The organism is Corynebacterium sp. MSK044 (assembly GCF_030232825.1).
GTDB lineage: Bacteria > Actinomycetota > Actinomycetes > Mycobacteriales > Mycobacteriaceae > Corynebacterium.
This window is the reverse complement of the sequence record NZ_JASPJJ010000008.1, coordinates 64692-87791: the sequence shown is the minus strand read 5'-3', so window position 1 is coordinate 87791 and position 23100 is coordinate 64692. Positions and strand designations below refer to the sequence as shown.

The following is a 23100-nucleotide window of genomic DNA, read 5'->3' as shown; positions in this document are numbered from 1 at the left end:
TTCCGCCATGACCACCCGTAATGAGCGGCTTGACCGCCTGCCTGTCACTTCTAAACATCGCCGACTTCTGGTTGGCTCCGGCATCGGGTGGGCGCTTGACGCCATGGATGTTGGCCTGGTGTCCTTCATCATCGCGGCGCTGGCCGTGCACTGGGACCTGGATAAATCCACCACCTCCTGGATCGCCTCCGTCGGGTTCATCGGCATGGCCATCGGCGCAACATTGGGCGGGCTTCTGGCCGATAAATTTGGTCGGCGCCAAATCTTCGCCGCCACTTTGCTTATCTACGGTCTAGCAACCGGCGCATCAGCTTTTGCCTGGTCCGTCGGTGCTCTTATGGTGTTCCGTTTCTTCGTTGGCTTGGGCCTGGGTGCGGAACTTCCGGTTGCCTCCACCCTGGTCAGCGAATTCGCTCCACGCCGCAGCCGTGGCCGCATGGTGGTCATCCTCGAGGGCTTCTGGGCCGTGGGCTGGATCCTTGCGGCGGTGATTGGCACTTTCGTGGTCTCCCAGGGCGAGAATGGCTGGCGTTGGGGCTTCGCACTCGGTGCCGTACCTGCGCTGTATGCCATCTACGTGCGCATGGGCCTGCCGGAATCGGTCCGCTTTTTGGAGTCGAAGGGCCGACACGAGGAGGCCGAAGAGATTGTTGCCTCCTTCGAAGCAGCGGCTGATCCAGCTGACTTGGAGGAGGTGGAGGAGGTGGACCCCTCCCCCATCGCTATAGACAAACCTGAATTCAGCGGTGGTATTTGGGGCCCGGCTTTGCGGCGTCGCACCGCAGCCTTCTGGCTCGCCTGGTTCGGCGTGTCACTCTCTTACTACGGCGCATTCATCTGGATTCCATCGTTGCTGGTGGATCAAGGTTTTACCCTGGTGCGCTCCTTTAGCTTCACACTGGTGATCACGCTTGCACAGCTGCCCGGTTACGCCGCGGCTGCGTGGCTCATTGAGATCTGGGGCCGCCGCATCACCCTGTCCACTTTCCTGGCGGGTTCAGCTTTCTCTGCAGTGCTTTTCGGTCTAGCTGCCGCGCCGTGGCAGATCATTGCTGCCGGCTGTCTGCTCTCCTTCTTCAACCTCGGTGCCTGGGGTGCGCTCTACGCCATCGGCCCGGAGCTCTACCCCACCTCTATCCGCGCTACCGGCACGGGTGCCGGCGCATCCTTTGGCCGGATCGGCTCCATCATTGCCCCGCTCATCGTCCCGCCGGTGCTGGCCTGGGGTGGGTCGATGGCGGTCTTCGGTCTTTTCGCGGCTGCTTTTGCGGTCGCCGGTATTGCGGCGTTCACACTGCCGGAGCAGCGTGGCAAGGCGCTGGCGTGATGCTAGCTATCTCTAGCCACGGGCCATGTTGACAAAGCGCGAGTAATGCAACTGGTGCGCCACCGCGATCGTGTCAATCGGGCCACCACGGTGCTTAGCCACGATGATGTCGGCCTCACCGGCGCGCTCATTATCCCTGTCCTGCGAGTCCGGGCGGTACAGCAGCATAACGATGTCCGCATCCTGCTCCAACGAACCGGATTCACGCAGGTCCGCCAACTGCGGGCGCTTATCCGTACGTGATTCCGGACCACGGTTCAGCTGCGAAATAGCAATCACGGGGACCTCAAGCTCCTTGGCCAGAAGCTTAAGTTGACGTGAGAAGTCCGAGACCTCCTGCTGGCGTGATTCGACCTTCTTGCCGGAGCTCATCAGCTGCATATAGTCCAGGACCACGAGGTCGAGACCATGCTGCTGCTTCAGTCGGCGGGCCTTGGAGCGAATCTCCATCATCGTCAGGTTCGGGGAATCATCCACGAAGATCGGTGCAGCTTGAATCTGCTGGAGACGGTCCGTGAGTTTCTCCCAGTCCTTCTCCTCCATCTGGCCGGAGCGCATGGCAGAGAGTTTGATCTCCGTCTCCGCCGACAACAAACGCATGACAATCTCCGAAGCGCTCATCTCCAGGGAGAAGATCACCGAAGTCAAGCCATTGTGGATCGAGCACGAACGCACGAAGTCCATGGCCAGGGTGGACTTACCCACACCAGGACGTGCCGCGATGATGATCATCTGGCCGGCGTGCAGGCCATTGGTAAGGCGGTCCAGATCAATGAAGCCGGTGGGCACGCCTGCTGCAAGACCACCGTCCTTCTCGTAGGCGGCGAGCTCATCCACGGTCGGCTTGAGCAGCTCCGACAACGGGCGGTAATCCTCACCCGTTTGCTTCTGCGCAACAGCGAAGATCTCCTGCTGGGCACGGTCGACGAGGGCGTCAACTTCCATGCCTTCGCCGCCCTCGTAGCCGAGCTGGGCGACGCGCGTGCCCGCGTCGACAAGCTGACGCAACGTTGATTTTTCCGCGACGATGTCGGCGTAGTACCGCGCATTGGCTGCGGTAGGTACCTCGGAGATCAGCGTGTGCAGGTACGGCGCTCCGCCAACGCGTTCCAGATTGCCCATGCGGTCGAGCCGACCCGCGACAATAAGCACGTCAATATCAGAGCCCTGTGAATAGAGCTCCAGAATCGCCTGGTAGATCAGCTGGTGTGCCGGGTAGTAGAAATCCTCCGGTTGCAGCTCCTCAGTCACGTCCACCACCGTGGATGAGCTGAGCAACATCGCACCGAGCACACCTTGCTCCGCCTGCCGGTCGTGCGGTGGTTGGCGGTACTCGGCCAGGTCCGTGCGGTCCTTAGTAAACCCGCGGCTGCGATCCGGCCGATCTTTAAAACGCGAAGAACCGCCCCGCGCCTCGGACTCCTCCGGCGGTGGTGGCGGTGGTGGCACCGCACTGTCCGCAAAGCTGTCGAAGCTCTCTCCGTCAAAGCCGTTCGTGTCGCCGCCAGCGCTGTTGCCGGCCGTGTTTCCGCCTACCGTCATACCTAACCTCCGTTGACCCCTATTGCCCGTCGATGTTACCTCGCACGGGGCCACTCACCATCTTCCACAGCCTCGCCCACACCAGTTATCCACACGCTCCTGTGGATAACTCGATCAAAGTGCACGTCGGTTTCCACATGCACCGACCCGCAGTTGTGGATAACCTGTGGATAACGCGGGAAGATTTCCACACTCCCCCACAAACATCCAGTACAAACCGGTTATATTCATAACTTCAAACGGCAACAAACGGTGAATAAAACCCCTACCAGCAGGTTCTCCTCACACCTGAGAATCGCCTTAATTTTACCTTTTGGTTACCTTCTCGCACGCTGCAATCATCAGTTATCCACTAGTTATCCACAGGGCTTGTGCATAACCCACAACCCCATAAACAAAACAAACGCGGGCCCCACTCCTCACAAGTGGGACCCGCGTTTAATGCTGTTGTCGTTGGATTGATGTAGGGTTATGCCCTGTCAATCGCCGTTAAGCGGTATTAAGCGCTCACGACCTCGAAGTTCACCTTGCCCTCCACGTCATCGTGGAGCCTGACCTTGACCTGGTAGCCACCGGTACGGGTGACCAGACCCTTAGGTACGTCAACGCGACGCTTGTCCAGCGCCGGGCCGCCAGCTGCCTCAACGGCAGCGACAATGTCAGCCGGCTTCACAGAGCCGAACAGCTTGCCATTGTTGCCGGTGCGGACCTTGACGGTCACGCCCTGCAGCTGGTCGAGCTGATCACGCAGCTCCTTCGCGTGTTCCAGGTCGCGCACAGAGCGCTGCTCCTGGGCACGCTTGATGTCCTCAATCTGCTTCTCAGCACCGCGGGTAGCCACGATGGCCAGGCCGCGGGGGAGCAGAAGGTTACGTCCGTAGCCGTCCTTGACCTCGACAATATCGCCGGGTTCACCAAGGTTCTCAACGGCAGCGGTGAGGATCAGTTTCATGAATCCTTACCCTTCCTTTTCGTGAAAGATGTTCGTTGTACTTGAAATGCTGCGTCTTTAGAACGGGGGCTCATCGTCCATGCCGCCGAATCCACCGGCGGGAGGAGCGGAGTTCCACGGATCATTCGCGGGCTGATTCTGGCCACCCTGGGACTGATTGCCCTGGCCTTGGCCGCCCTGGCTCTGACCGCCGAAACCACCAGTGTTCTGGTTGTTCTGGAATTGCTGGCCGCCCTGGTTACCGCCAAAGCCGCCGCCGGAACCGCCCTCACGCGGGTTCCGGGAAACGGAAGCAGAAGCGTACTTCAGGGACGGGCCGACCTCGTCGACCTCGACCTCAAATACCGTGCGGTTTTCGCCTTCGCGGGTCTGGTAGGAACGCTGACGCAGACGGCCATTAACAATGACGCGCATGCCTTTGGTCAGGGATTCAGCGACATTCTCGGCGGCACCGCGCCACACATTGCATGTCAGGAACAAAGCATCCCCATCGTCCCACTGACCAGTGTCACGGTTGTACGTGCGGGGAGTGGATGCGATACGGAAGTTAGCTACGGCCACGCCAGCCGGCGTGAAGCGTAGTTCCGGATCAGCAACGAGGTTGCCTACGACGGTGATTGGAGTTTCGCCCTGTGCCATGATGTTTCGTCCTTACCTTTACCTTTATGCGAATGAGTCCATGTAGTTGTGCTGGTTTTCTTTCACACCCAAGCATATAACCTAGGGTGAACATTGCCCATGTGCTGGGGTTTTAGCCCTTTTGCACTGGTGTATACCGGCACGAAAGAAGCCTCGTTCTAAAAGTTCGCGCTTACTTCTTGTCGGTGCGCAGAACCTTGGTTCGCAGAATGTTGTCGTTCAGGTTCAGACGGCGGTCGAGCTCCTGAACGGTCTCGGACTCGCAATCCAGGGTGACTACTGCGTAGACACCCTCTTCCTTCTTGTCGATCGGGTAGGCAAAGCGGCGCTTGCCCCAGATATCAACATTTTCCACCTTGCCGTTATCCTTGCGGACAGTTTCGAGGAACTTGTCCAGGGACGGGGCGACGGTGCGCTCATCCTGACTCGGGTCAAAGATGATCATTACTTCGTAGTGACGCACGGGACCTCATCACCTCCTATGGTCGTTTCAATGATGTCGGCCACCGCCCTTGTGGCAGTGGCAGGAGGGTCGCTTACGTCAAGCAACCCCACCAGCGTACCCCAGGGCATAAGCAGGGAGAAATTGCTTATCGACGCCCACGGGACCCTAGTCATCCCTATCCACATCCACGACGAGCCCATTTGGATCAATGTCGATGTCAATGGCGCCCAGTTCAATCTCCCAGTAGCCGTCATCGTCCCACTCGATCTCAACCCCGGGATCGTTGTTCAGGGCAGCAGTGAGAACGCGGTCGACGTCGTCTTTGGTCACGCCTTCGTCGATAAGCTCGGCCTCTGCCTTCTCGGTGTATCCGCTGACCGCGGAAGGCAGCTCACGCTGCGGGGCATCCTGAGCGGGTGTGTCCGGCTGCACAACGGTTGTTTCAGTCGCAGTTTGCGTCGTTGTCTCCGTCGTGGTGGCAGGCTCTTGAGCGCCGCCGCATGCGGTGAGGAAGAGGAGGGTGGGGGCAATGGCAATCGTCGATAGTTTCTTCATGCCTCCCCACCGTACCGACTCAGTTTGACTATGCGCTCAAGCGAGAGAAGGTGACCTGGGCTTTTGCCGGGCGCAGCGTGACATAGTCAAACCGACCCTTAGGGGTTCGGCGCCGCGAAGAAGACGGCGAGGGAGACTGGCAGGATCGTCATGAAGATGAACGCCAGGATGCCCAACGTGACGGCGAGGCCAACCGGCTTCTTTTTCACGACTGCCCAGAAGCAGGCACCGAAGAGGGCGAAAGCGATGAAGATGGAGCAAATTCCAAGGATGGTTGCGGTTCCCATTGTTGTTTAGCCTCCTCCCAATCAGCTGGTGTGGTGAGTAGCGGGTCACAGCCGTAGTGCGCGTCGCGGACCTTGTCGGGGCGGCGGCCGTACATTTGGCGGACGACAAGCACCATGATGGCCACGATCAGTGCATCACGGATAAGCACGATGATATTGAGTGCGGCGCCGGGCAGGCCAAGGTTATCGGTGCCCATCATGTGCCACATGAGAATCGGCCAGACGAGCATGTCCGCCGTCATCCATGTGAGCAGCAGGCGCCAGTGGGGCAGAGCGAGCACCGCCGGAACAACGAGCCACAAAGAGTACTGGGGGCTCCACACCTTGTTGAAGAGCAAGAAAAACCCGACGATGAGGACGAAAAGCTCAGCCACGCGCGGTATTTGCGGCGCCTTCAATCCAGCGATGAGAACAAAGAGGCATCCAGCGAGGAACAACGCCAGCGTCACCGCATTCAAAATGACCGGTGCGCCATCGCCCGAGTCGAATCCGGTCCAGCCGAAGGCACGGGAGATCACGGCGTAAATCGTGGTCCACTCCCAGCCGCGTTCGGTGTTGAGACGCTGGAACTCGTGCCAGGCATCGTAGTTATGCAGCATGATGGGCACGTTGACCACAAGCCAGGACACGACTGTGGCGGCGAGCATCTGCAAGAAAGGCACGAAGTTTTTCTTCCGCAGCGCAATAACAAGGTAGGCGCCGAGCAGGAAAAGTGGCCACATCTTGAAGGCGGTACCAAAGCCGATGAGCACGCCGGCCAACCAGAACTTCTTATTGCGCGCCGCCAGAAGAGCACCAACCATGAACGCGATGGAGGGAATATCCCAGTTCGTAAACGCATGCACGATCAGCAGGGGAGAGGCCACCACCAGGATCGTGTCCCAAATGCGGTTACCGGCGAGTTCCGCAACCATGCGCGCCGTACCCACCCAGATCACAGCCATGACAAACGCGGTGAGGTAGAAGTACCAACCGGATTCTGGCAACGCCCAGTCCATGAGCGGGTAGGTCGTGCGCGCAATCCAACCCATGACCCCCTGGAAAAGACCAGCGAGAACCGGATACTCCATGTACCGGGTCAAGTCACCTTCAACCCACGAGTAGTCGTAGACAAAACCTGGTTGGTCAAGCCCACGCCCGCCGTAAAGCGGGACGATGTCGTTGTAGCAAAAGGAGGTGTACTGGCGGTTGCCGTCCCAATTGAGATGCATAGCGCCATCAATAAGCTTGCCCCGCGCACAGTTTGATTTGGCCAGTGCACCGAGCGCGAGAAACACCCAGGCAACCGCGATGATGGCGCGCAATGGTGTCCACCAGCGACCACGACCGATCTGGGCGAAGCGCCCCATCGGGCCGCCGAGCGCGGCGACCACTCCCTGCGCGATTGGCTCCGTCCGCGCAGGTTGTACGCGGTCAACTGGATGTGCCCATCCCTTTGTCACTTAAATCCCCTAACCCACTAGGCCGTCTAACAAGTCTCCGAGGTCCAGGTCAGGTATCGGCGCCGGGGCTGGTGGTGCTTCCGGTGCGGGCTCAGGAGCTTGATCCGGTGCGTCCTCACTTTCCGACGGATCAAACTCAGACGGCCCAGAGGGGTTCGTGTAAATCGGAGTGATCGGGTACGTGCCACCGGTGTACGGGTTCACGCCCCAGTTGATCGGGGTGGCGGTGGGGAACTGCTGGAAGTCCGTGTTGGCCAAAGAGCTGTCCAGCACACCCTTCCAAATGGAGCCCGGAGTCATAGAGCCGTACATGTTGCCACCCCACGCGTTGTAGATGCGGGACGTGTTGTCCGCGGTACCCACCCACACAGCCACAGCCAACTCAGGGGTGCCGCCGACCATCCAGGCGTCCTTCGTGCCACCGGTATTGCCAAACTGGGCGGTACCGGTCTTGGCGGCGCTCGGGCGGCCACCCGCCAGGGCGGAGTTAGACCAGCCGGCGATGGGCAGCATGGACTGGATAACGTTATCCGCTACCTGGCCGGAGATACGGCGTTCCTTGTACTCCGGATCAAACTCGTAGAGCACCTCACCGTCAGCAGACGTCACGCGCTGCACAAAGTGGGTTGGGTGCCACACACCACGGTTGATCAAGGTAGCCATGCCGGTAGCCATGTCAATGACACGGGACTGGTACTGGCCCAAGATAATGCCGTCATACGGCTGGCTACCGTCCGGCTCACGGAGAGTCTCCGGAATGTTCGGCAGCGAGCGCGCCACACCCAGAGCATGGGCGGTGTCAGCGGTGTCATAGGTGGTGTTGTCCAGGTCAGACTGGATGCGGATGAAGGACGTGTTGTAGGAGTTCTTCATCGCCTCAGCCATGGTGGTCATGCCGCCACCACCGCCGCCGTCATTAGTAATGCGCGCATTACCCACGGTGACAGGGGAGGAGTCATACACAGCCGACAGCGGGATACCCTGCTGTAGCGCAGCAGCCAGGCCAAAGATCTTGAACGTCGAGCCGGTTTGCAGGCCCGCGTTTGCGTAGTCCCAGCCGGAAGCATCGTCGCCACCGTAGTAGCCGCGCACAGCGCCTGTCGACGGATCAATCGCCACCACACCAGTCCGCGCATCCTCCTGCAGCGGCGCCATCTGTGCCTCCGCTGTGTCCAGGATGTTCTGCTGCACCACTGGGTCAATGGTGGTGGTGATCTGCAGGCCACGGTTGGTCACATCATCTTCGGTGATACCAATGTGGGAAAGTTCCTCAATCACCTGGTTCTTAATCAGGCCGTTCGCGCCCGTTGCCTCCGTGTATGCGGAGTAGGTGGCTGGATCACGCGTTTCCGGAAAGTGCGCCCCGGCGCGCTCCTCGGGGCTCAACCAGCCCTCCGCAACCATGCCGTCAAGCACATAGTTCCAGCGGTTCTCCGACTCCTGCGGGTTATTCCAGGGATCCAACTGGCTGGGCAGCTGGATCAGTCCGGCCAGCACCGCACCTTCCTCAACAGTCAGCTCCGAAGCAGGCTTGTTGAAGTAAGCCTGGGCTGCTGCCTGAATACCGTAAGCGTTACGCCCGAAGTAAATGGTGTTCAAGTAGCCCTGCAGGATTTCTTCCTTGGACCAGTTACGGGTCATCTTGATGGAGTAGACCAGCTCGTTGAACTTGCGGCTGTAGGAGTGCTCATTGCCCACGATGGTGTTCTTCACATACTGCTGGGTGATCGTCGAACCACCACCGGCGGAAGCATTACCAGTGATTTGGCCAAGCAACGCGCGACCAAAACCGGTGAAGGAGAAACCGGAGTTATCCCAGAAGTCACGGTCCTCCGCCGCGAGCACAGCGTTCTGCACATGCTCCGGCACCTGATCAAGGGTGACCTGCTGGCGGTTACCTTCAGCCGGAACAAGGCGTGCCAGCTCCGTCGAACCGTCAGACGCGAAGATGGTGGAGATCTGCGCGGTTTGGATCTCGTCCGGTGCGGGCAGGTCAGCGCGCGCGTAGTTCACACCAAAAACAGTCAACGGCACGGCCAGCACGAGGACGAGCGCCAGAGCTAACGCTGCCCACCACTGTTTTGCACGGCTGCCTTTGGAACCAGAGCTCTTCTCGTTTTTCTTCGTCGCCTTCGCGCCACCCGCGGCTGCTGCGCCGGTCGTTGCCTTCTTCGCTGTTTTCTTCACGGTCTTCTTCACCGTTTTCTTCACAACCTTCTTCGCCGCTTTCTTCGGCGTCGCTGAAGAGTTGCCGCTAGCGCCGGCGCGCTTCGGCCCCTCGTTGCGCATGCTCGCGCCCTTGCGTGCGTGGGCACCCTGCGAGTTGCGGGAGTTACGGGAATCAGATTCGCGTGACAATGGAGTGCTCTTCCTGCCTATGAGAAGTATTCAGGACTGTGTAGGACACATTTAAGGTCAGATTACTTCAGGGTAGTTGTTTCAACCTGAAATCACAGCACCAGGGGAACCACCAAAGCCACTACGCTGTGTATGGTTCCGCCCGCGCTTCAGTGAGCAAATGGTTCCAACCGCAGTGCCTGCACACTTCCACCCGGTGGACAGTAATAGGGCCTACCTGCGCCGTGATCTCATCAATCTCCGCCTCGCTGCGTGCGGTCCCAGAGCGGCGACCTAGGTTGTCGCCATAGATCCACAGAACATCTTGCATGACTGATTCGCAGATAGAGCAGGGGCGGGGCGAGTCAGTTCCGTGGTGTTCGGCGGCGGCTTTGAGTAAAAAGTCCGCGTCGCAAAGCTCAGCTTGAGGGATTCGGCCCGCATGGAAGTCGCGCAAAGTCATGCGACGCTCCCACTCGTGGGACACTTCAGCGCTGAGACGAAACACGGTGGGCGAGTGTACTCCAATCCTGCAAACTTTAATGCACAAAATTACACCGGAAAATAGCATTTATTCGCACGAATTGCCTACGATAGTGGGCATGATCAACAAAGTGGATGTTGCGCACGAGATCGCGGCCGAGGTACGACCGTTTTTGACCAAGCTGTACGTGGCTTACTTCCGTATCGCACAGCAGTCTGATCTCACTGGCCCGCAGTTGTCCATCATGGAGCGGCTCATTGAATCCGGTCCGATGCGCATTAGCCAGCTCGCGCAGGAGGAAGGCATTCGTATGCCAACGGCCTCCAACACTTTGCACCAGCTCGAACAGCGTGATCTGATCCACCGTGTCCGCGATGAGGAAGATCGCCGTGGTGTTCGGGTGGAAATCACCGAGATCGGCCGCAAGGAATATGACCGTGTGGCCGAGGAGCGCACCAAGTACGTCACGGAGATGCTTGCCACCTTGGATGCTGAGGACCTCCAGCTGCTCAAGGACAGCATCCCTGTGTTCGAGAAGCTCTCGGAGCTGTACACCACCAACAACTTGGCCTAGGCAGCGAAGCCTCAGTGGGGGACCTTCTGGCACATGGTTCTTGGGGTGGATAAGATTTAGGTAGTTTTACCCTGATTTTCCCCCGTCGATCCCTTCCAGCACATGGCCAAACATTCGTATTTGCCAGCGCTTCTGTCGTCGAAAGGCAGCGAGCGCCCTTTACGCATCGCCGTGAGCTGGGATCAGTCCGGGGAAGAAGCAGTGCATTTGGCGGGGTGGCTCGCGCAGTCCCTTCCCGCAGAGATCAGGGTGATTACCACTGAACCGCGCCCGTGGTCGCAATTCCGTTCCACGTCGAGCAAGAAATACAAGAAGTGGTTTGAGAACACCCTGGATGAGCGCACTCAGGACGTGCGCCGAGCAATGAAACACCACGTACCTAGTCGCGCGTGGGACAAGGAGTTCATGGTTTTCCGCGATGGAAAGCCACGTAACAGGCTACTCAAAGAGGAGATTAAGAGGTTCGATGCGGACCTTGTTCTGTTCGGCTCCAAACCGAAGGCCGCGTTAGGCCGCTTTGTTGCCGCATCGGCGGCGGATATTGTGATGCGTTCAGCACCCGCCTCGGTGGGCATTATTCCGCGCGGCGCCAAGCTGGCCAAGAAGGGCATCACGCGCGTGAACTTCGCCTTCTTGGACACAGAGGAAGCCGCGCGCAGCTCCGCACGAGGCATCGGACTCGCTGCCGCGCTCGCGCTCACGCTTGATGTGGAGTTGCGCATCATGGCTTTCTCGCCGGAGGAAACGTACAACTTCGACGATGATCTCACCCATCGCCCGCTTGTCGACGAATGGAATGAAGCCTCCCTCGCCCTCCTCGACCGCGCCTGGGATGTCGGGCTGAATGTGGCCCGGGACCTGAATATCAAGGACCCCCACGCGGAGCTGAAGAACTTTGAGGTAGAAACCTTGGTCAGTGCTGGCGAAGGCTGGCGCACCGTTGTGGATTCCCAGAAGTGGAAGAAGGGGGACCTTCTCTTCGTTGACTCCTCACCACAATCCAAGATTCGTCCTGGCTACGTCCACGTCGGACCGCACACAGCAGAATTCCTGAGCTACGCCCCAGTTCCAGTTATTGTCTTGCGGGGATAGACTCACACTCATGGCTTCCCATGAGAATCGTCCCGGTTTCGCTCCTGGTCACCCAGAAAATGACCTGCATGATTCAGCGGACTACCACAATAAACTCCGCCCGGAGCCACACAGCTTGGAAGAGTTTGCGGACCAGCCTGACCCGAAAGAGGTCAACGCCCGGAATGAAGCCTCCACGAAGCAGGCGCTCTGGTTCGCCGGTGGCATCGTGGCTGCCACCTTTCTCGTGGCCGGGATCCTCGCCCTCATCTCTCGCATGACGGGCGGCCCCCTGTGCGAAGCAGGGGAGGCCACCTGGCTGTGCACCGCCACGTGGCGCACCATCTGGGCCGTGGTCAGTTCCATCCCACCAGTCGCCGGCATCATCGGCTGCGCCATCATCATGGTGCGCAAACTCAACCGTTACGAGCGCTGGATGCCATGGATGGGCGTGTTCTGGCTACCCATCGTGCCTTTTGCCATGTGGTGGCTGACCATCACCATCGGGATCCTGGCAACCGATAGCGCCTAGCTGGCCGTAAACGGCGAACTAGAACAATAAGGCCAGCTAGCAACAATCTGTGCAGTACGGCTGCTTTTCGCGGCAGCCCGGGCAGCTCAGGTACTGGCGCCGGCACTCTGGCTCGTTAACGCAGTTGTAGTGCTGGTTCGTGGGCGCACCGCAGTGCACGCAGTGACCGAGCTGCACAAAATCCGGGTCATTTTCGGGGCCGAATTCAGTGTGCATGCGCTTGTCAAAGACGTAGAGGGAACCTTCCCACAGGCCCTGGTTGCCAAACTTCTCGCCGTAGCGGACGATGCCGCCGTCGATTTGGTAGACCTCTTCGAAGCCGCGGTTAATCATCAGCGATGACAAGATCTCGCAGCGGATACCGCCGGTGCAGTAGGACACGACCGGCTTGTCTTTCATCCAGTCATACTTGCCGGATTCCAGCTCCGCGATGAAGTCGTGCGTGGTGTTCACATCGGGCACAACGGCGTTTTTGAATTTGCCAATCTCTGCCTCATACGCATTGCGGCCATCGAAAAAGACAACGTCATCGCGCTTTTGCACGAGTTCGTTGACCTCTTCCGGTTTCAAGTGGCGGCCGCCACCGACGACCCCCGATGCATCCACACGCAATTCTTCCGGCACACCGAAAGTGACAATCTCATCGCGCACTTTCACGCTGAGTTTCGGGAAGTCTGCCTTGCCGCCCTCGGACCACTTGAACTCAATGCCGCGGAAGTACTCCTTGGTTTTGCGCACGTAGGTCTTGCAGGCATCCATGTCCCCACCGACGGTGCCGTTGATGCCGTCGGGGGAAATGATGATACGGCCAAATAGCCCTAAGCCTTCGCAGAGATCCCGCTGCCACAGACGCACCGCCTCCGGGTCAGCGATGGGGCGGAACTGGTAGTAGAGCAGGATCTTTTCTTGCATGCATCCAGTCTAAGAAGTTCGCGCCGTGGCTGGAAATTGCACCTAGCGGCGGTGGTACAACGCCTTACGCCAGTACTGCGGCTCCGTTGTGGCCAGCACACCGAGGGAGCGGAAGATCCCCTCATCCACGGACCCCAAGATAGTGGTGATGTGCGCATCACAACCCCGCAGGGACTGAAGCTGCTCCAGCGCCAGGCGGGCGTTATCATCCTCCGCCGCGGAGGTGGACAGAGCGATGAGCACCTCATCAGTATGCAAGCGCGGGTTGCGCGAACCCAGGTACTGGGTTTTCAGGCGTTGGATCGGCTCAATCGCATCGGGGGAAAGCAAGTGCACCTCATCGGCGATACCGGCCAGCGTTTTCAGCGCGTTGAGCAGCACTGCTGCAGAAGGACCAAGCAGATCGGAGGTCTTACCGGTCACGATCGTGCCGTCCGGCAATTCCAGCGCCGCGCCCGGGTTACCGGTGGTCTCCGCGACATCGAGAGCCGGCGCCACCACTGGGCGGTCCGCCACGGTCAAACCCGCTTTCCGCATCACGTTGGCAGCACGAACCGGCACCTGCTCATCCACGTCACCGCGGCGGAAATCCACCTGCGCAATCAGGAAACGGCGGATGATCTCCTGTTCTGCCGCATGCCGGCACGCCGCATCATCGGAGATGCAGTAGCCAGCCATGTTCACACCCATGTCAGTGGGGGACTGGTACGGCTCCGTGCCCGTGGCCTCCTTTAACAAGGCTTTGAGTAGCGGGAAGACCTCAATATCACGATTGTAGGAGGAGACCTGCTCGCCATAGGCGGCGAGGTGATACTGGTCAATGACGTTGTTATCATCCAAGTCCACCGTCGCCGCCTCATAGGCCAGGTTCACCGGGTGCTCCAAGGGCAGGTTCCAGATCGGGAACGTCTCAAACTTGGCGTAGCCGGCCTTCGTGCCCCGCTGGTTGTCCTGGTACACCTGGCTCAAGCAAGTAGCCAGCTTGCCGGAGCCCGGGCCCGGCGCGGTCATCACCACAACATCGCGGCTGGTCTGCACATACTCATTGCGGCCGAAACCCTCCGGTGACACGATGCGCGCGATGTCATTCGGGTAACCGGGGATGACGCGGTGCAGTAGCACGGTCAGGCCCAAGCGCTCCAGCTTCTCGCGCAGCATGTCCGCCTGCTCGGCGCCGGCTTCGTACTGAGTGATCACCACGTTCTCGACTAAGAAGCCGCGTTCCCGGAAGACGTCGATAAGCCTTAGAACCTCATCTTCGTAGGTGATGCCCAGGTCAGCGCGCACTTTTTGGCGTACGAGGTCCGGCGCGGCCACGCACACGACGATCTCAACTTCGTCCTTAATGCGCTCCAGCATGGCGATTTTGTTGTCCGGGGTGAAGCCGGGGAGGACACGGGAGGCATGGTGATCGTCGAAAAGCTTTCCGCCCATCTCAAGGTAGAGTTTGCCGCCGATTTCTTCTCTGCGCTTGGAGATGTGCTCCGACTGCAATTCGATGTATTTCTGGCGGTCGAACCCCACTGAGTACGCCATGGTCCCTCCTCGCGTCGTAGCTATCGGCACTAAAGACTACACGCACGCAACGCAAAAGAGCCCAGGCTGACACCTACCTGCGCAAAATTCTCGCAGGTAGACGGCAACCTGGGCTCTGAGCTCTAAGCCTCAATCCTTGCTTAAGGCCTGGACCCGTGCTTTTGCTTGCTTAAACAGCCCTAGGGCTGTTTAAGCAAGGCCGTGTGCAGCCTTGAACTCACGACGCTTCGCGTGCAGGATCGGCTCCGTGTAACCAGACGGGGACTCGGTGCCCTTGAAGATGAGGTCCTTCGCAGCCTGGAAACCGATGGACTTGTCGTAGTCCGCGGCCATCGGCAGGTAGTTCGGGTCGCCCGCGTTCTGCTCGTCGACCTTCACAGCCATGCGCTTCAGGGAATCCAGCACCTGGTCCTCGGTGATAACACCGTGGACGAGCCAGTTAGCCAGCAGCTGGGAAGAAATACGCAGCGTTGCGCGGTCCTCCATCAGGTCCACATCGTGGATGTCCGGCACCTTGGAGCAGCCAACACCCTGCTCAACCCAGCGGACCACGTAGCCCAGGATGGACTGGCAGTTGTTGTCCAGCTCCTCAGCCTTCTCTGCATCAGACCACACATCGCCCTCGGTGCTGACCGGGACGGTGAGCAGGCCCTTGAGGGAATCACGGCGGCCAGCGGCACGCAGCTCATCCTGAACAGCGTGAACATCTACCTGGTGGTAGTGGGTGGCGTGCAGGGTAGCGCCGGTCGGGGACGGAACCCATGCGGTGTTTGCACCCTCACGCGGCTGGCCAATCTTCTTCTCCAGCAGAGCAGCCATGTGATCCGTCTCTGCCCACATGCCCTTACCAATCTGGGCGCGGCCCGGCAGGGAGTGAGCGATACCAGCGTCAACGTTGTGGTTCTCATAAGCGATCTTCCACGGTGCAGTCTGCAGGTTTGCCTTGCGGACCATCGGGCCGGCCTGCATCGCAGTGTGGATCTCATCACCAGTGCGGTCCAGGAAGCCGGTGTTGATGAACACCAGGCGGTCAGCAGCAGCCATGATGCAGGCGTCCAGGTTGACGGAGGTGCGACGCTCCTCGTCCATGACACCCACCTTGACAGTGTGCTTCGGCAGACCCAGGATCTCCTCGACACGGTCGAAGATCTCGTTGGTGAAAGCGACCTCATCCGGACCGTGCTGCTTCGGCTTCACCACGTAGACAGAGCCAACGCGGGAGTTACCGCGGGCATTGCCCTCGCGCAGACCCGGGATAGCAGCGGCGACGGTGATGATGCCGTCGAGCAGACCTTCCGGCACCTCCTCGCCGTCCACGAGGATCGCCGGCGTAGTCATCAGGTGGCCAACGTTGCGGCACAGCATCATCACACGACCGTGCAGGGATCCCTCGGAGCCATCCTTGGCGGTGAAGGTGACGTCATCTGCCAGGGTGCGCTCAAAGGTCTTGTCGCCCTTGGTCACGGTCTCGGAGATGTCGCCGCGGTTCAGGCCGAACCAGGTCTCGTATGCGCCAGCCTTATCGGTGCCGTCAACAGCAGCGACGGAATCCTCAAAGTCCATAATCGCGGTGACAGCGGACTCCAGCACCACGTCAGCAACGCCAGCGCGGTCGGTCTTGCCCACCGGGTGCTCGCGATCGATCTTGATGATGATGTGCAGGCCGTTGTGGCGCAGCACAATACCGGTCGGCGCATCCTTGGAGCCCTGGTAGCCGAGGTACACTGCCGGGTCCTTCAGGGAGACCTCGTTGCCCTCAGACACGATCTTGAGGGAGCCGTCCTCCGCAATCTCGTAGGAGTCCACGTCAGCGTGGGATGCGCCTTCGAGCGGCACAGCCTCATCGAGGAAGTTACGTGCCCACGCAATCACGCGGTCACCGCGGACCGGGTTGTAGCCCTTGCCCGGCTCAGCACCACCATCCGTCGGGATAGCATCAGTGCCGTACAGCGCGTCATACAGGGAGCCGTAACGCGCGTTAGCTGCGTTGATAGCAAAACGGGCGTTCGTAATCGGCACAACCAGCTGCGGGCCAGCAACAGAAGCGAACTCCGGATCCACGTTCTCCGTGCGGATCGCTCCGTCCAGCGGCTGATCCACGAGGTAACCAATGGAGCGCAGGAACTCCTCGTGCGCCGCCGGATCGGGCTGGCCCGGGTTGTCGCGGTAGTACTGGTCCATCGTTGCCTGCAGCTCGTCGCGGCGAGCGAGCAGTGCCTTGTTCTTCGGGGTCAGGTCAGCGAAGTACTTAGCAACATCGCCCCAGAACTTATCGGCATCAACGTTGATCTCGGGGAGCAGCTTCTCCACCACGAAGTCATACAGCGGGCGGGCCACAGCCAGCCCAGCCACCTCGACGCGCTCGGTGCGGTCCTCGAATTGCGGTGTCGTCATAAATGAGATCCTTTCAGCCAGACTTTGTGTTCGCCCACCCATTCTAGGCAGTGCCTGTGGCACGGGCATGTGCAAGCCAGCTTAGTGATGGCGGTCACCTGCGTTAAGCCTTTGCTTATCGACGCTCCCCCCATCACCCCCGAATTTGTGAATCAAACCGCTCCGTCTTGCCCGCCTTTTCACCCCAAACAAAATCCCCTTCACGCACCAAAATCCCACGCCACAAGGGGAAATTAGCGGGGGTGGCCTGCGGTTTCGTCGATAAGCAAGGTACTTGAACACAAAGAAACAGCGAGCCAACTCACCCCCTTAAAAAACGTAACCCCTCATACGTATTGACTATGCGGTTCACAGATAGGGATACTGGACATGAACGCCAAGGGCGTGGCTCAACTCACCATGTCTACAGCGCTGTGCCCACGCACACGCCCAAAACACGAAGTTGAGTGGAAGCTTCCAACTTAGATCCCGTCAGAAAGGGGACCACATGACCACCACAGGACAGGCTCGTACCGCACAGGAGATCCAGAAGGACTGGGACGAGAACCCGCGCTGGAAGGGCATTACCCGCGACTACACCGCTGAGCAGGTTGAGGCTCTGCAGGGCACCGTCATCGAGGAGCAGACCCTCGCACGCCGTGGCGCTGAGATCCTCTGGGACGGCATCACCAAGGGCGACGGCTCCTACATCCACGCCCTCGGCGCCCTCACCGGTAACCAGGCTGTTCAGCAGGTCCGCGCTGGCCTGAAGGCTGTCTACCTCTCCGGTTGGCAGGTCGCTGGTGACGCTAACCTCTCCGGCAACACCTACCCGGACCAGTCCCTGTACCCGGCTAACTCCGTGCCGAACGTTGTCCGTCGTATCAACAACGCTCTGACCCGTGCAGACCAGATCGCACGCGTCGAGGGCGATGACTCCGTGGACAACTGGCTCGTGCCGATCGTCGCTGACGGTGAGGCCGGCTTCGGTGGCGCCCTCAACGTCTACGAGCTGCAGCGCGCAATGATCCAGGCTGGTGCCGCTGGTACCCACTGGGAGGATCAGCTCGCTTCTGAGAAGAAGTGTGGCCACCTGGGCGGCAAGGTCCTCATCCCGACCCAGCAGCACATCCGCACCCTGTCCTCTGCACGTCTGGCAGCAGACGTCCTCAACGTCCCAACCGTGGTTATCGGCCGCACCGACGCTGAGGCTGCAACCCTGCTGACCTCCGACGTTGATGAGCGCGACGCTAAGTTCCTCACCGGCGAGCGTTCCGCTGAGGGCTACTACTACGTCAAGAACGGTGTCGAGCCGTGCATCGAGCGTGCTAAGTCCTACGCTCCGTACGCTGACATGATCTGGATGGAGACCGGTACCCCGGACCTCGAGCTGGCTAAGAAGTTCGCCGAGGGCGTCCACGCTGAGTTCCCGGACCAGCTGCTCGCCTACAACTGCTCCCCGTCCTTCAACTGGTCCTCCCACCTGGACGCAGAGGAGATCGCCAAGTTCCAGAAGGAGCTGGGCAAGATGGGCTTCACCTTCCAGTTCATCACCCTGGCTGGCTTCCACGCCCTCAACTACTCCATGTTCGACCTGGCTTACGGCTACGCTCGCGAGGGCATGCCGGCGTTCGTCGACCTGCAGAACCGCGAGTTCCAGGCAGCATCCGAGCGCGGCTTCACCGCTGTCAAGCACCAGCGCGAGGTTGGCGCTGGCTACTTCGACCGCGTTGCTACCACCGTCGACCCGAACTCCTCCACCACCGCCCTCAAGGGCTCCACGGAGGAAGGCCAGTTCTAAGCTTGTAGCTTGATCTGACTAGAAACCCGCACTGCCGTTGTGTAGTGCGGGTTTTCGCTTTGGTCAGGGCTGGCTGGGACGGGCTGGGGGTCGGCTGCACTTGAATTTAAAAAATCGTGCACAAAATCACTATTTTCCCAGGACGTGCTCCCAACTTTCGAAAATCGTGTACAACTCCCGCCGGGATCAACCCCAGAAGGAGGACGAATACAACCCACCCGACACTGACCACGCCCCAAAACGTGCACTGAAAAGCGTAAACTCAGTAACCATCAATCCCCGAAATACACCACGAACGAAGGAGTACACATGACCGACATCCAGTTCATCGCCACCGCCGACATCGCCGATATCCACGACAAGGACGTGCAAAGTTGCGACATCCAGTTCCGCAACTACGGCGGCAAGGTCGAATTCTGCGGCGAGATCCAGACCATCTCCTGCTTCCAGGACAACGGCCTGGTCAAGAAGACGCTGAACTCCCCGGGTGAGGGCAAGGTCCTCGTTGTGGATGGCCACGCCTCCATGCACACCGCACTCATGGGCGACATGATCGCCGCCGCCGGTGTGAAGAACGGTTGGGCCGGCGTGATCATCAACGGCCCGATCCGCGACTCCGCCGAGGTTGCCACCATGGACTTCGGCTGCAAGGCCCTAGGCACAAACCCGCGCAAGTCCAACAAGGACGGCGTGGGCGAGCAGAACATCGTGCTGCGCCTGGGCGGCATCGAATTCGTCCCTGGCCACTATGTTTACGCCGATTCGGACGGCGTCGTCGTGTCTGAGAACCCGGTGGAGCCGAAGTAAATAAGTGCCCGAAGGTCATGTTCTTCATCGCCTCGCGCGCCAGCTGAACGCGGAGTTCGGCGGCCGCGAGGTCGAGGTCACCAGCCCGCAGGGGAGATTCGCCAAAGAAGCAAAGCTTATCGACGGCTCCACCCTCACCACCGCCCACGCCCACGGTAAACACCTGTTCATTCCTTTCGAAACGGAGCAGAGGGACACCTGGGTGGTGTACATCCATCTTGGGCTGATTGGTTCGCTGCGCTTTGAGCCGACGGATGAGGAGTGGGGGCAGATGCGCCTGCACATCTCCAATGGCACTGTGGCCGCGAACCTACGTGGACCTCAAGCATGCCTTTTGATGGGGCAGGGGGAGGCGGACGCAATCGCGGATAAGTCTGGCTTTGACCCGATCGTGGAGAAGGAGCCGCCTGACGCCTTGTTTGAGCGGGTGTCGCGCTCCCGGCGCACGATTGGGTCGCAGCTGATGGACCAGAAGCTTTTCGCTGGTGTGGGCAATATTTACCGTGCTGAGGTTCTGTTCCGGCAGGGGATTCACCCGGCTCTGCCCGGCAATCAGTTGAGTCGCAGCGAGTTCGATGCCGTGTGGACGGACCTGGCCGAGCTCATGGACTACGGCGTCGACCATGGCCGGATTGATACCGTCCGCCCCGAGCACACCCCGGAGGCGATGGGCCGGCCCCCACGCAAGGATGACCACGGCGGCGAGGTGTACGTCTACCGCCGCGCCGGCGACCCCTGCTACGTGTGTGGCACGCCCATTGAGATGAAGGTGGTGGAGGGCCGCAAACTGTACTGGTGTCCGGGCTGCCAGTAGGCCAAAAGGCCTTTTACCTGCGTCACCAATGGTGATAGGTTGACCTCATGAGGCTCACTATCAGGTTGGACGATGACGTGTACATGGCCGCCAAAATCACGGCCGCGCAGCAGAACTCGAGTATCGGTCACGTCATCAATGATCTTGCCCCCGATGGCTTGAAAGTGGTGCCTGATCAGGAACCTTTCCGCCAGAAGCCCTTCAACATGGGCATGAAGGTGGATTGCACAAACGTGAGCGAGGTCCTTGCTGGCTAACTAATCCCCTCGACCGCTAGCGTTAACGCGCCTAGGGTGGGAGCCATGCTTCACGCCTACACAGCTGAACAGATCCGTGCGGCCGAAGAGCCACTGCTTGAGGCCCAGACTGCGCCCGATGAGCTGATGAAATCGGCAGCTCACGCCGTGTTTAAAGCGGCAGAGGCGATGCTTGGGTGGCCGGATCCTGTGGGGGATTTTCGGGAGTCGCCGAAGTGTTTGCTGCTCGTGGGCAAGGGCGGCAATGGGGGTGACGCGTTGTATGCCGGGGCGGAGCTCGCGTTGGCGGGGCATGCGGTAGATGCGTGGTTGGCGTGGGGGAGTGCGCATGAGCCGGCACTAAAGGCGTTCACAGACGCTGGGGGCACGGTGCTCGAAGACGCACCCGAGGATTTCCGTGATTACCGCCTCGCCATCGATGGACTGACAGGCATCGGCGGCGCGGGTGGTCTGGATGAGCAGGTCGGACAGGTACTCGACAGCCTGGCGGACTGGTACGCGCACGTGTTGGCGGTGGATGTGCCGTCCGGGGTCGATGCGGATACGGGGGAATGCGGGGACATCCACGTCACTGCGGATGCAACGGTGACGTTTGGCGGATGGCGCCGGGCGCACGGGTTGGCGCCGGAGTGCGGGATTCAGTTGTTGGCGCAGCCGTCCATCGCCGATGGCCGCACCATCGCGGATGAGCTAGACGTGAGTACCAGCGACACGGTGCTCTTCCGCGCCGTCCCCGGCGAAACACCCCAACGGTGGCCGGACAGCCTCGACCCACTGCCCGCCGACAACGAACCGCTCATGGAGCCGGGATTCTACGACGACAAGTACACCGGCGGCGTCGTGGGCATTCGCGCTGGTAGTGCCACATACCCGGGTGCGGCGGTACTGGCCACAACGGGTGCGGTGCGCGCCACGCCGGCGATGGTGCGGTATGCGGGGCCGCAGGCGGGGGAGGTGGTGCAGGGGCTGCCGGAGGTCGTCGTGAAGCAAAGGCTTGAGGATGCAGGGCGCGTGCAGGCGTGGGTCTTCGGGCCGGGCGTGGGCACGGATTCGCAGGCGCGCGGCGAGTTGGCGTTGTTGTTGGGGCGCGAGGAGCCACTGCTTATCGACGCCGACGGCCTCACCCTCCTTTCCACCGACCCCGAACTGCGCGAGTTAGTGCGCGGGCGGCCCGGAGAGACGGTGCTGACCCCACACGATGGCGAGTGTGAACGGCTGCGTGATGCCCTGGGCATTGAGCCGGCGAGCCGCTGGGAGGAAACACAGGCTCTGTCCCAGGCGTTGAACTGCACTGTTGTGCGCAAGGGACGGGCGACCATCGTGGCCGACCCGGCGCGGGACCACACGATCGTGGTGGACACCGGCACGTCGTGGGCGGCCACGCCTGGTTCCGGTGATGTGCTTGCCGGGATCATGGGCGCACGGATGGCGCGTGAGCAGGCGCGGTGGGGCAGGGCCACATTGGGCGTGGCGCAATCCGTGATCATTCACGCCACCGCGGCGTGGCTCTCCGCACAGACGGAGTTCGGGCCGGGGCCGACGAGCGCTTCCAAGATCGCGGAGGCCATCCCCGCCGCCACGGCGAAGTTGCGAATTCTGCCGCCAGAGCCCGCGGCAAATCGGGCTAAAAAGTCCCGGGGTTTTTAGCGGTTCTGCCGCCACACACCTGTCATCAGCGCAAACACGAAGGGCAGACCCGGCACGCAGATGAGCAAATACCAGGGCCACGGGCCGAAGAACTTCAGCGGGGACCAGCCGCGCGGATGCCCGTTGGAGAAGAAGTAGTTGCCACCCGTGACCTTGTTAGCCACGCCGGACACCGCGGCCCAGACCATGGTGATGCCGGCGACCACGCGCCAGTCTTTCCAGCTCGGCCGGTAGCCCAGGCCGAAGGTGAGCACGACGGGCACCACGGTGGCGGTGATGTGGAAGTACCAGTAGGCGAGCTCTTGCAGCCACTTCTTGTCCTGCACATACGCCATGTCCGGGAAGAAAATGGCCATGGGGTTGAGGAAGAGCCCCCAGTAGTAGGACAACGCCGTCGCCGTTGGATTGCCGGTGCCAAGGGCCAGTGGCGTGATGTATCGCAGCAGGTCAGTGACATGAAATGGCGCGGTTTCATCCCACACCAGGCGCTTCGGGTTGAGCACCCAGATGAAGTACACGGTGGTGATGATCCCCATGATCGCGCCAGCGACCCGGCGTGCAGCCTTGACTGTGCCGCGCGGGAGCCGCTTCACAGCGACCACGAGCACACCACACAGCATGATGAACAGCACAACTGCAGCGAGGTGTTTGCCGTCGAATTGCCGGATCGTGGGATACGTCTTGCCCGTGTGGCGCGACGTCCATGGTGGCGGTTGATTGGGCATATTCACGTTCTAGCACTTTTTCTGCTTATGCGTGGTCTCGG

21 protein-coding genes are annotated in these 23100 nt (G+C 60.4%); 9 read left to right on the top strand and 12 right to left on the bottom strand.

Translation table 11 applies throughout. The features are described 5' to 3' along the window. The first annotated feature begins 7 nt into the window (after positions 1–7). Complete coding sequence (locus QP994_RS06695; RefSeq protein WP_284865805.1) at positions 8–1327, top strand: MFS transporter; 1320 nt, start codon at positions 8–10, stop codon at positions 1325–1327. A gap of 12 nt (positions 1328–1339) precedes the next feature. Here the strand turns inward: QP994_RS06695 and dnaB are convergent, their stop codons facing one another. From dnaB to QP994_RS06655, 8 genes are all read right to left on the bottom strand, one after another. Further along, positions 1340–2869: a replicative DNA helicase gene (gene dnaB / locus QP994_RS06690; protein ID WP_284865804.1), complete on the bottom strand. Its 1530-nt coding sequence runs from the start codon at positions 2867–2869 to the stop codon at positions 1340–1342. A gap of 499 nt (positions 2870–3368) precedes the next feature. Then, complete coding sequence (rplI, locus tag QP994_RS06685) at positions 3369–3821, bottom strand: 50S ribosomal protein L9 (protein ID WP_034663823.1); 453 nt, start codon at positions 3819–3821, stop codon at positions 3369–3371. Between the two features lie 57 nt (positions 3822–3878). Then, a complete protein-coding gene (locus tag QP994_RS06680) occupies positions 3879–4460 on the bottom strand; it encodes a single-stranded DNA-binding protein (protein WP_284855923.1) in 582 nt (193 codons plus the stop codon). A gap of 172 nt (positions 4461–4632) precedes the next feature. Next, positions 4633–4923 (bottom strand): 30S ribosomal protein S6, encoded by a 291-nt coding sequence (gene rpsF / locus QP994_RS06675; protein ID WP_084576554.1) that lies wholly within the window; start codon positions 4921–4923, stop codon positions 4633–4635. 147 nt (positions 4924–5070) lie between these two features. Continuing rightward, a complete protein-coding gene (locus QP994_RS06670; RefSeq protein WP_284855922.1) occupies positions 5071–5460 on the bottom strand; it encodes a hypothetical protein in 390 nt (129 codons plus the stop codon). Between the two features lie 205 nt (positions 5461–5665). Next, a complete protein-coding gene (locus QP994_RS06665; protein WP_284865824.1) occupies positions 5666–7096 on the bottom strand; it encodes a glycosyltransferase family 87 protein in 1431 nt (476 codons plus the stop codon). 102 nt (positions 7097–7198) lie between these two features. Next, positions 7199–9478, bottom strand: a complete 2280-nt coding sequence (locus QP994_RS06660) for a transglycosylase domain-containing protein (RefSeq protein ID WP_502870023.1) — start codon at positions 9476–9478, stop codon at positions 7199–7201. 190 nt (positions 9479–9668) lie between these two features. Further along, positions 9669–10034: a DUF5318 family protein gene (locus QP994_RS06655; protein WP_284865800.1), complete on the bottom strand. Its 366-nt coding sequence runs from the start codon at positions 10032–10034 to the stop codon at positions 9669–9671. Between the two features lie 94 nt (positions 10035–10128). On the opposite strand from QP994_RS06655, the gene QP994_RS06650 reads away from it, so the two are divergent. From QP994_RS06650 to QP994_RS06640, 3 genes are all read left to right on the top strand, one after another. After that, positions 10129–10584: a MarR family winged helix-turn-helix transcriptional regulator gene (locus QP994_RS06650; protein WP_284855919.1), complete on the top strand. Its 456-nt coding sequence runs from the start codon at positions 10129–10131 to the stop codon at positions 10582–10584. Positions 10585–10686: 102 nt separating this feature from the next. After that, entirely contained in the window at positions 10687–11676 is a 990-nt protein-coding gene (locus tag QP994_RS06645) for a universal stress protein (RefSeq protein ID WP_284865799.1), read from the top strand. A 10-nt stretch (positions 11677–11686) separates the two neighbouring features. Beyond that, on the top strand, positions 11687–12187 hold the full coding sequence (locus QP994_RS06640; protein ID WP_284855917.1) for a hypothetical protein: 501 nt from the start codon (positions 11687–11689) through the stop codon (positions 12185–12187). Positions 12188–12223: 36 nt separating this feature from the next. Here QP994_RS06640 and trhO read toward each other — a convergent pair whose 3' ends face one another. The 3 genes from trhO to QP994_RS06625 all read right to left on the bottom strand — a co-directional run bounded on the left by trhO (position 12224) and on the right by QP994_RS06625 (position 17029). Continuing rightward, positions 12224–13099, bottom strand: coding sequence for an oxygen-dependent tRNA uridine(34) hydroxylase TrhO (gene trhO, locus QP994_RS06635; protein ID WP_284855916.1), 876 nt, complete (start codon positions 13097–13099; stop codon positions 12224–12226). Between the two features lie 42 nt (positions 13100–13141). Continuing rightward, positions 13142–14635: a DUF1846 domain-containing protein gene (locus QP994_RS06630; protein WP_284865798.1), complete on the bottom strand. Its 1494-nt coding sequence runs from the start codon at positions 14633–14635 to the stop codon at positions 13142–13144. A gap of 189 nt (positions 14636–14824) precedes the next feature. Further along, positions 14825–17029 carry a malate synthase G gene (locus QP994_RS06625; protein ID WP_284865797.1) on the bottom strand — a complete coding sequence of 735 codons (2205 nt, stop codon included), beginning with the start codon at positions 17027–17029 and terminating at the stop codon, positions 14825–14827. 487 nt (positions 17030–17516) lie between these two features. Between QP994_RS06625 and aceA the strand changes: the two genes are divergently transcribed. From aceA to QP994_RS06600, 5 genes are all read left to right on the top strand, one after another. After that, a complete protein-coding gene (gene aceA, locus QP994_RS06620; protein ID WP_269965548.1) occupies positions 17517–18809 on the top strand; it encodes an isocitrate lyase in 1293 nt (430 codons plus the stop codon). A 309-nt stretch (positions 18810–19118) separates the two neighbouring features. Then, positions 19119–19616 carry a ribonuclease E activity regulator RraA gene (gene rraA / locus QP994_RS06615; RefSeq protein WP_284865796.1) on the top strand — a complete coding sequence of 166 codons (498 nt, stop codon included), beginning with the start codon at positions 19119–19121 and terminating at the stop codon, positions 19614–19616. A gap of 4 nt (positions 19617–19620) precedes the next feature. Beyond that, positions 19621–20430 carry an Fpg/Nei family DNA glycosylase gene (locus QP994_RS06610; RefSeq protein ID WP_284865795.1) on the top strand — a complete coding sequence of 270 codons (810 nt, stop codon included), beginning with the start codon at positions 19621–19623 and terminating at the stop codon, positions 20428–20430. 47 nt (positions 20431–20477) lie between these two features. Beyond that, the gene (locus QP994_RS06605; protein WP_284865794.1) at positions 20478–20687 is read left to right on the top strand and encodes a hypothetical protein; all 210 of its coding nucleotides are present in this window, start codon (positions 20478–20480) and stop codon (positions 20685–20687) included. Positions 20688–20732: 45 nt separating this feature from the next. Further along, the gene (locus QP994_RS06600; RefSeq protein WP_284865793.1) at positions 20733–22334 is read left to right on the top strand and encodes a bifunctional ADP-dependent NAD(P)H-hydrate dehydratase/NAD(P)H-hydrate epimerase; all 1602 of its coding nucleotides are present in this window, start codon (positions 20733–20735) and stop codon (positions 22332–22334) included. Here the strand turns inward: QP994_RS06600 and QP994_RS06595 are convergent. Then, positions 22331–23059: a TMEM164-related integral membrane acyltransferase gene (locus QP994_RS06595; RefSeq protein ID WP_284865823.1), complete on the bottom strand. Its 729-nt coding sequence runs from the start codon at positions 23057–23059 to the stop codon at positions 22331–22333. The two genes, QP994_RS06600 and QP994_RS06595, sit on opposite strands and share 4 nt — an antisense overlap. Positions 23060–23100 lie beyond the last annotated feature (41 nt).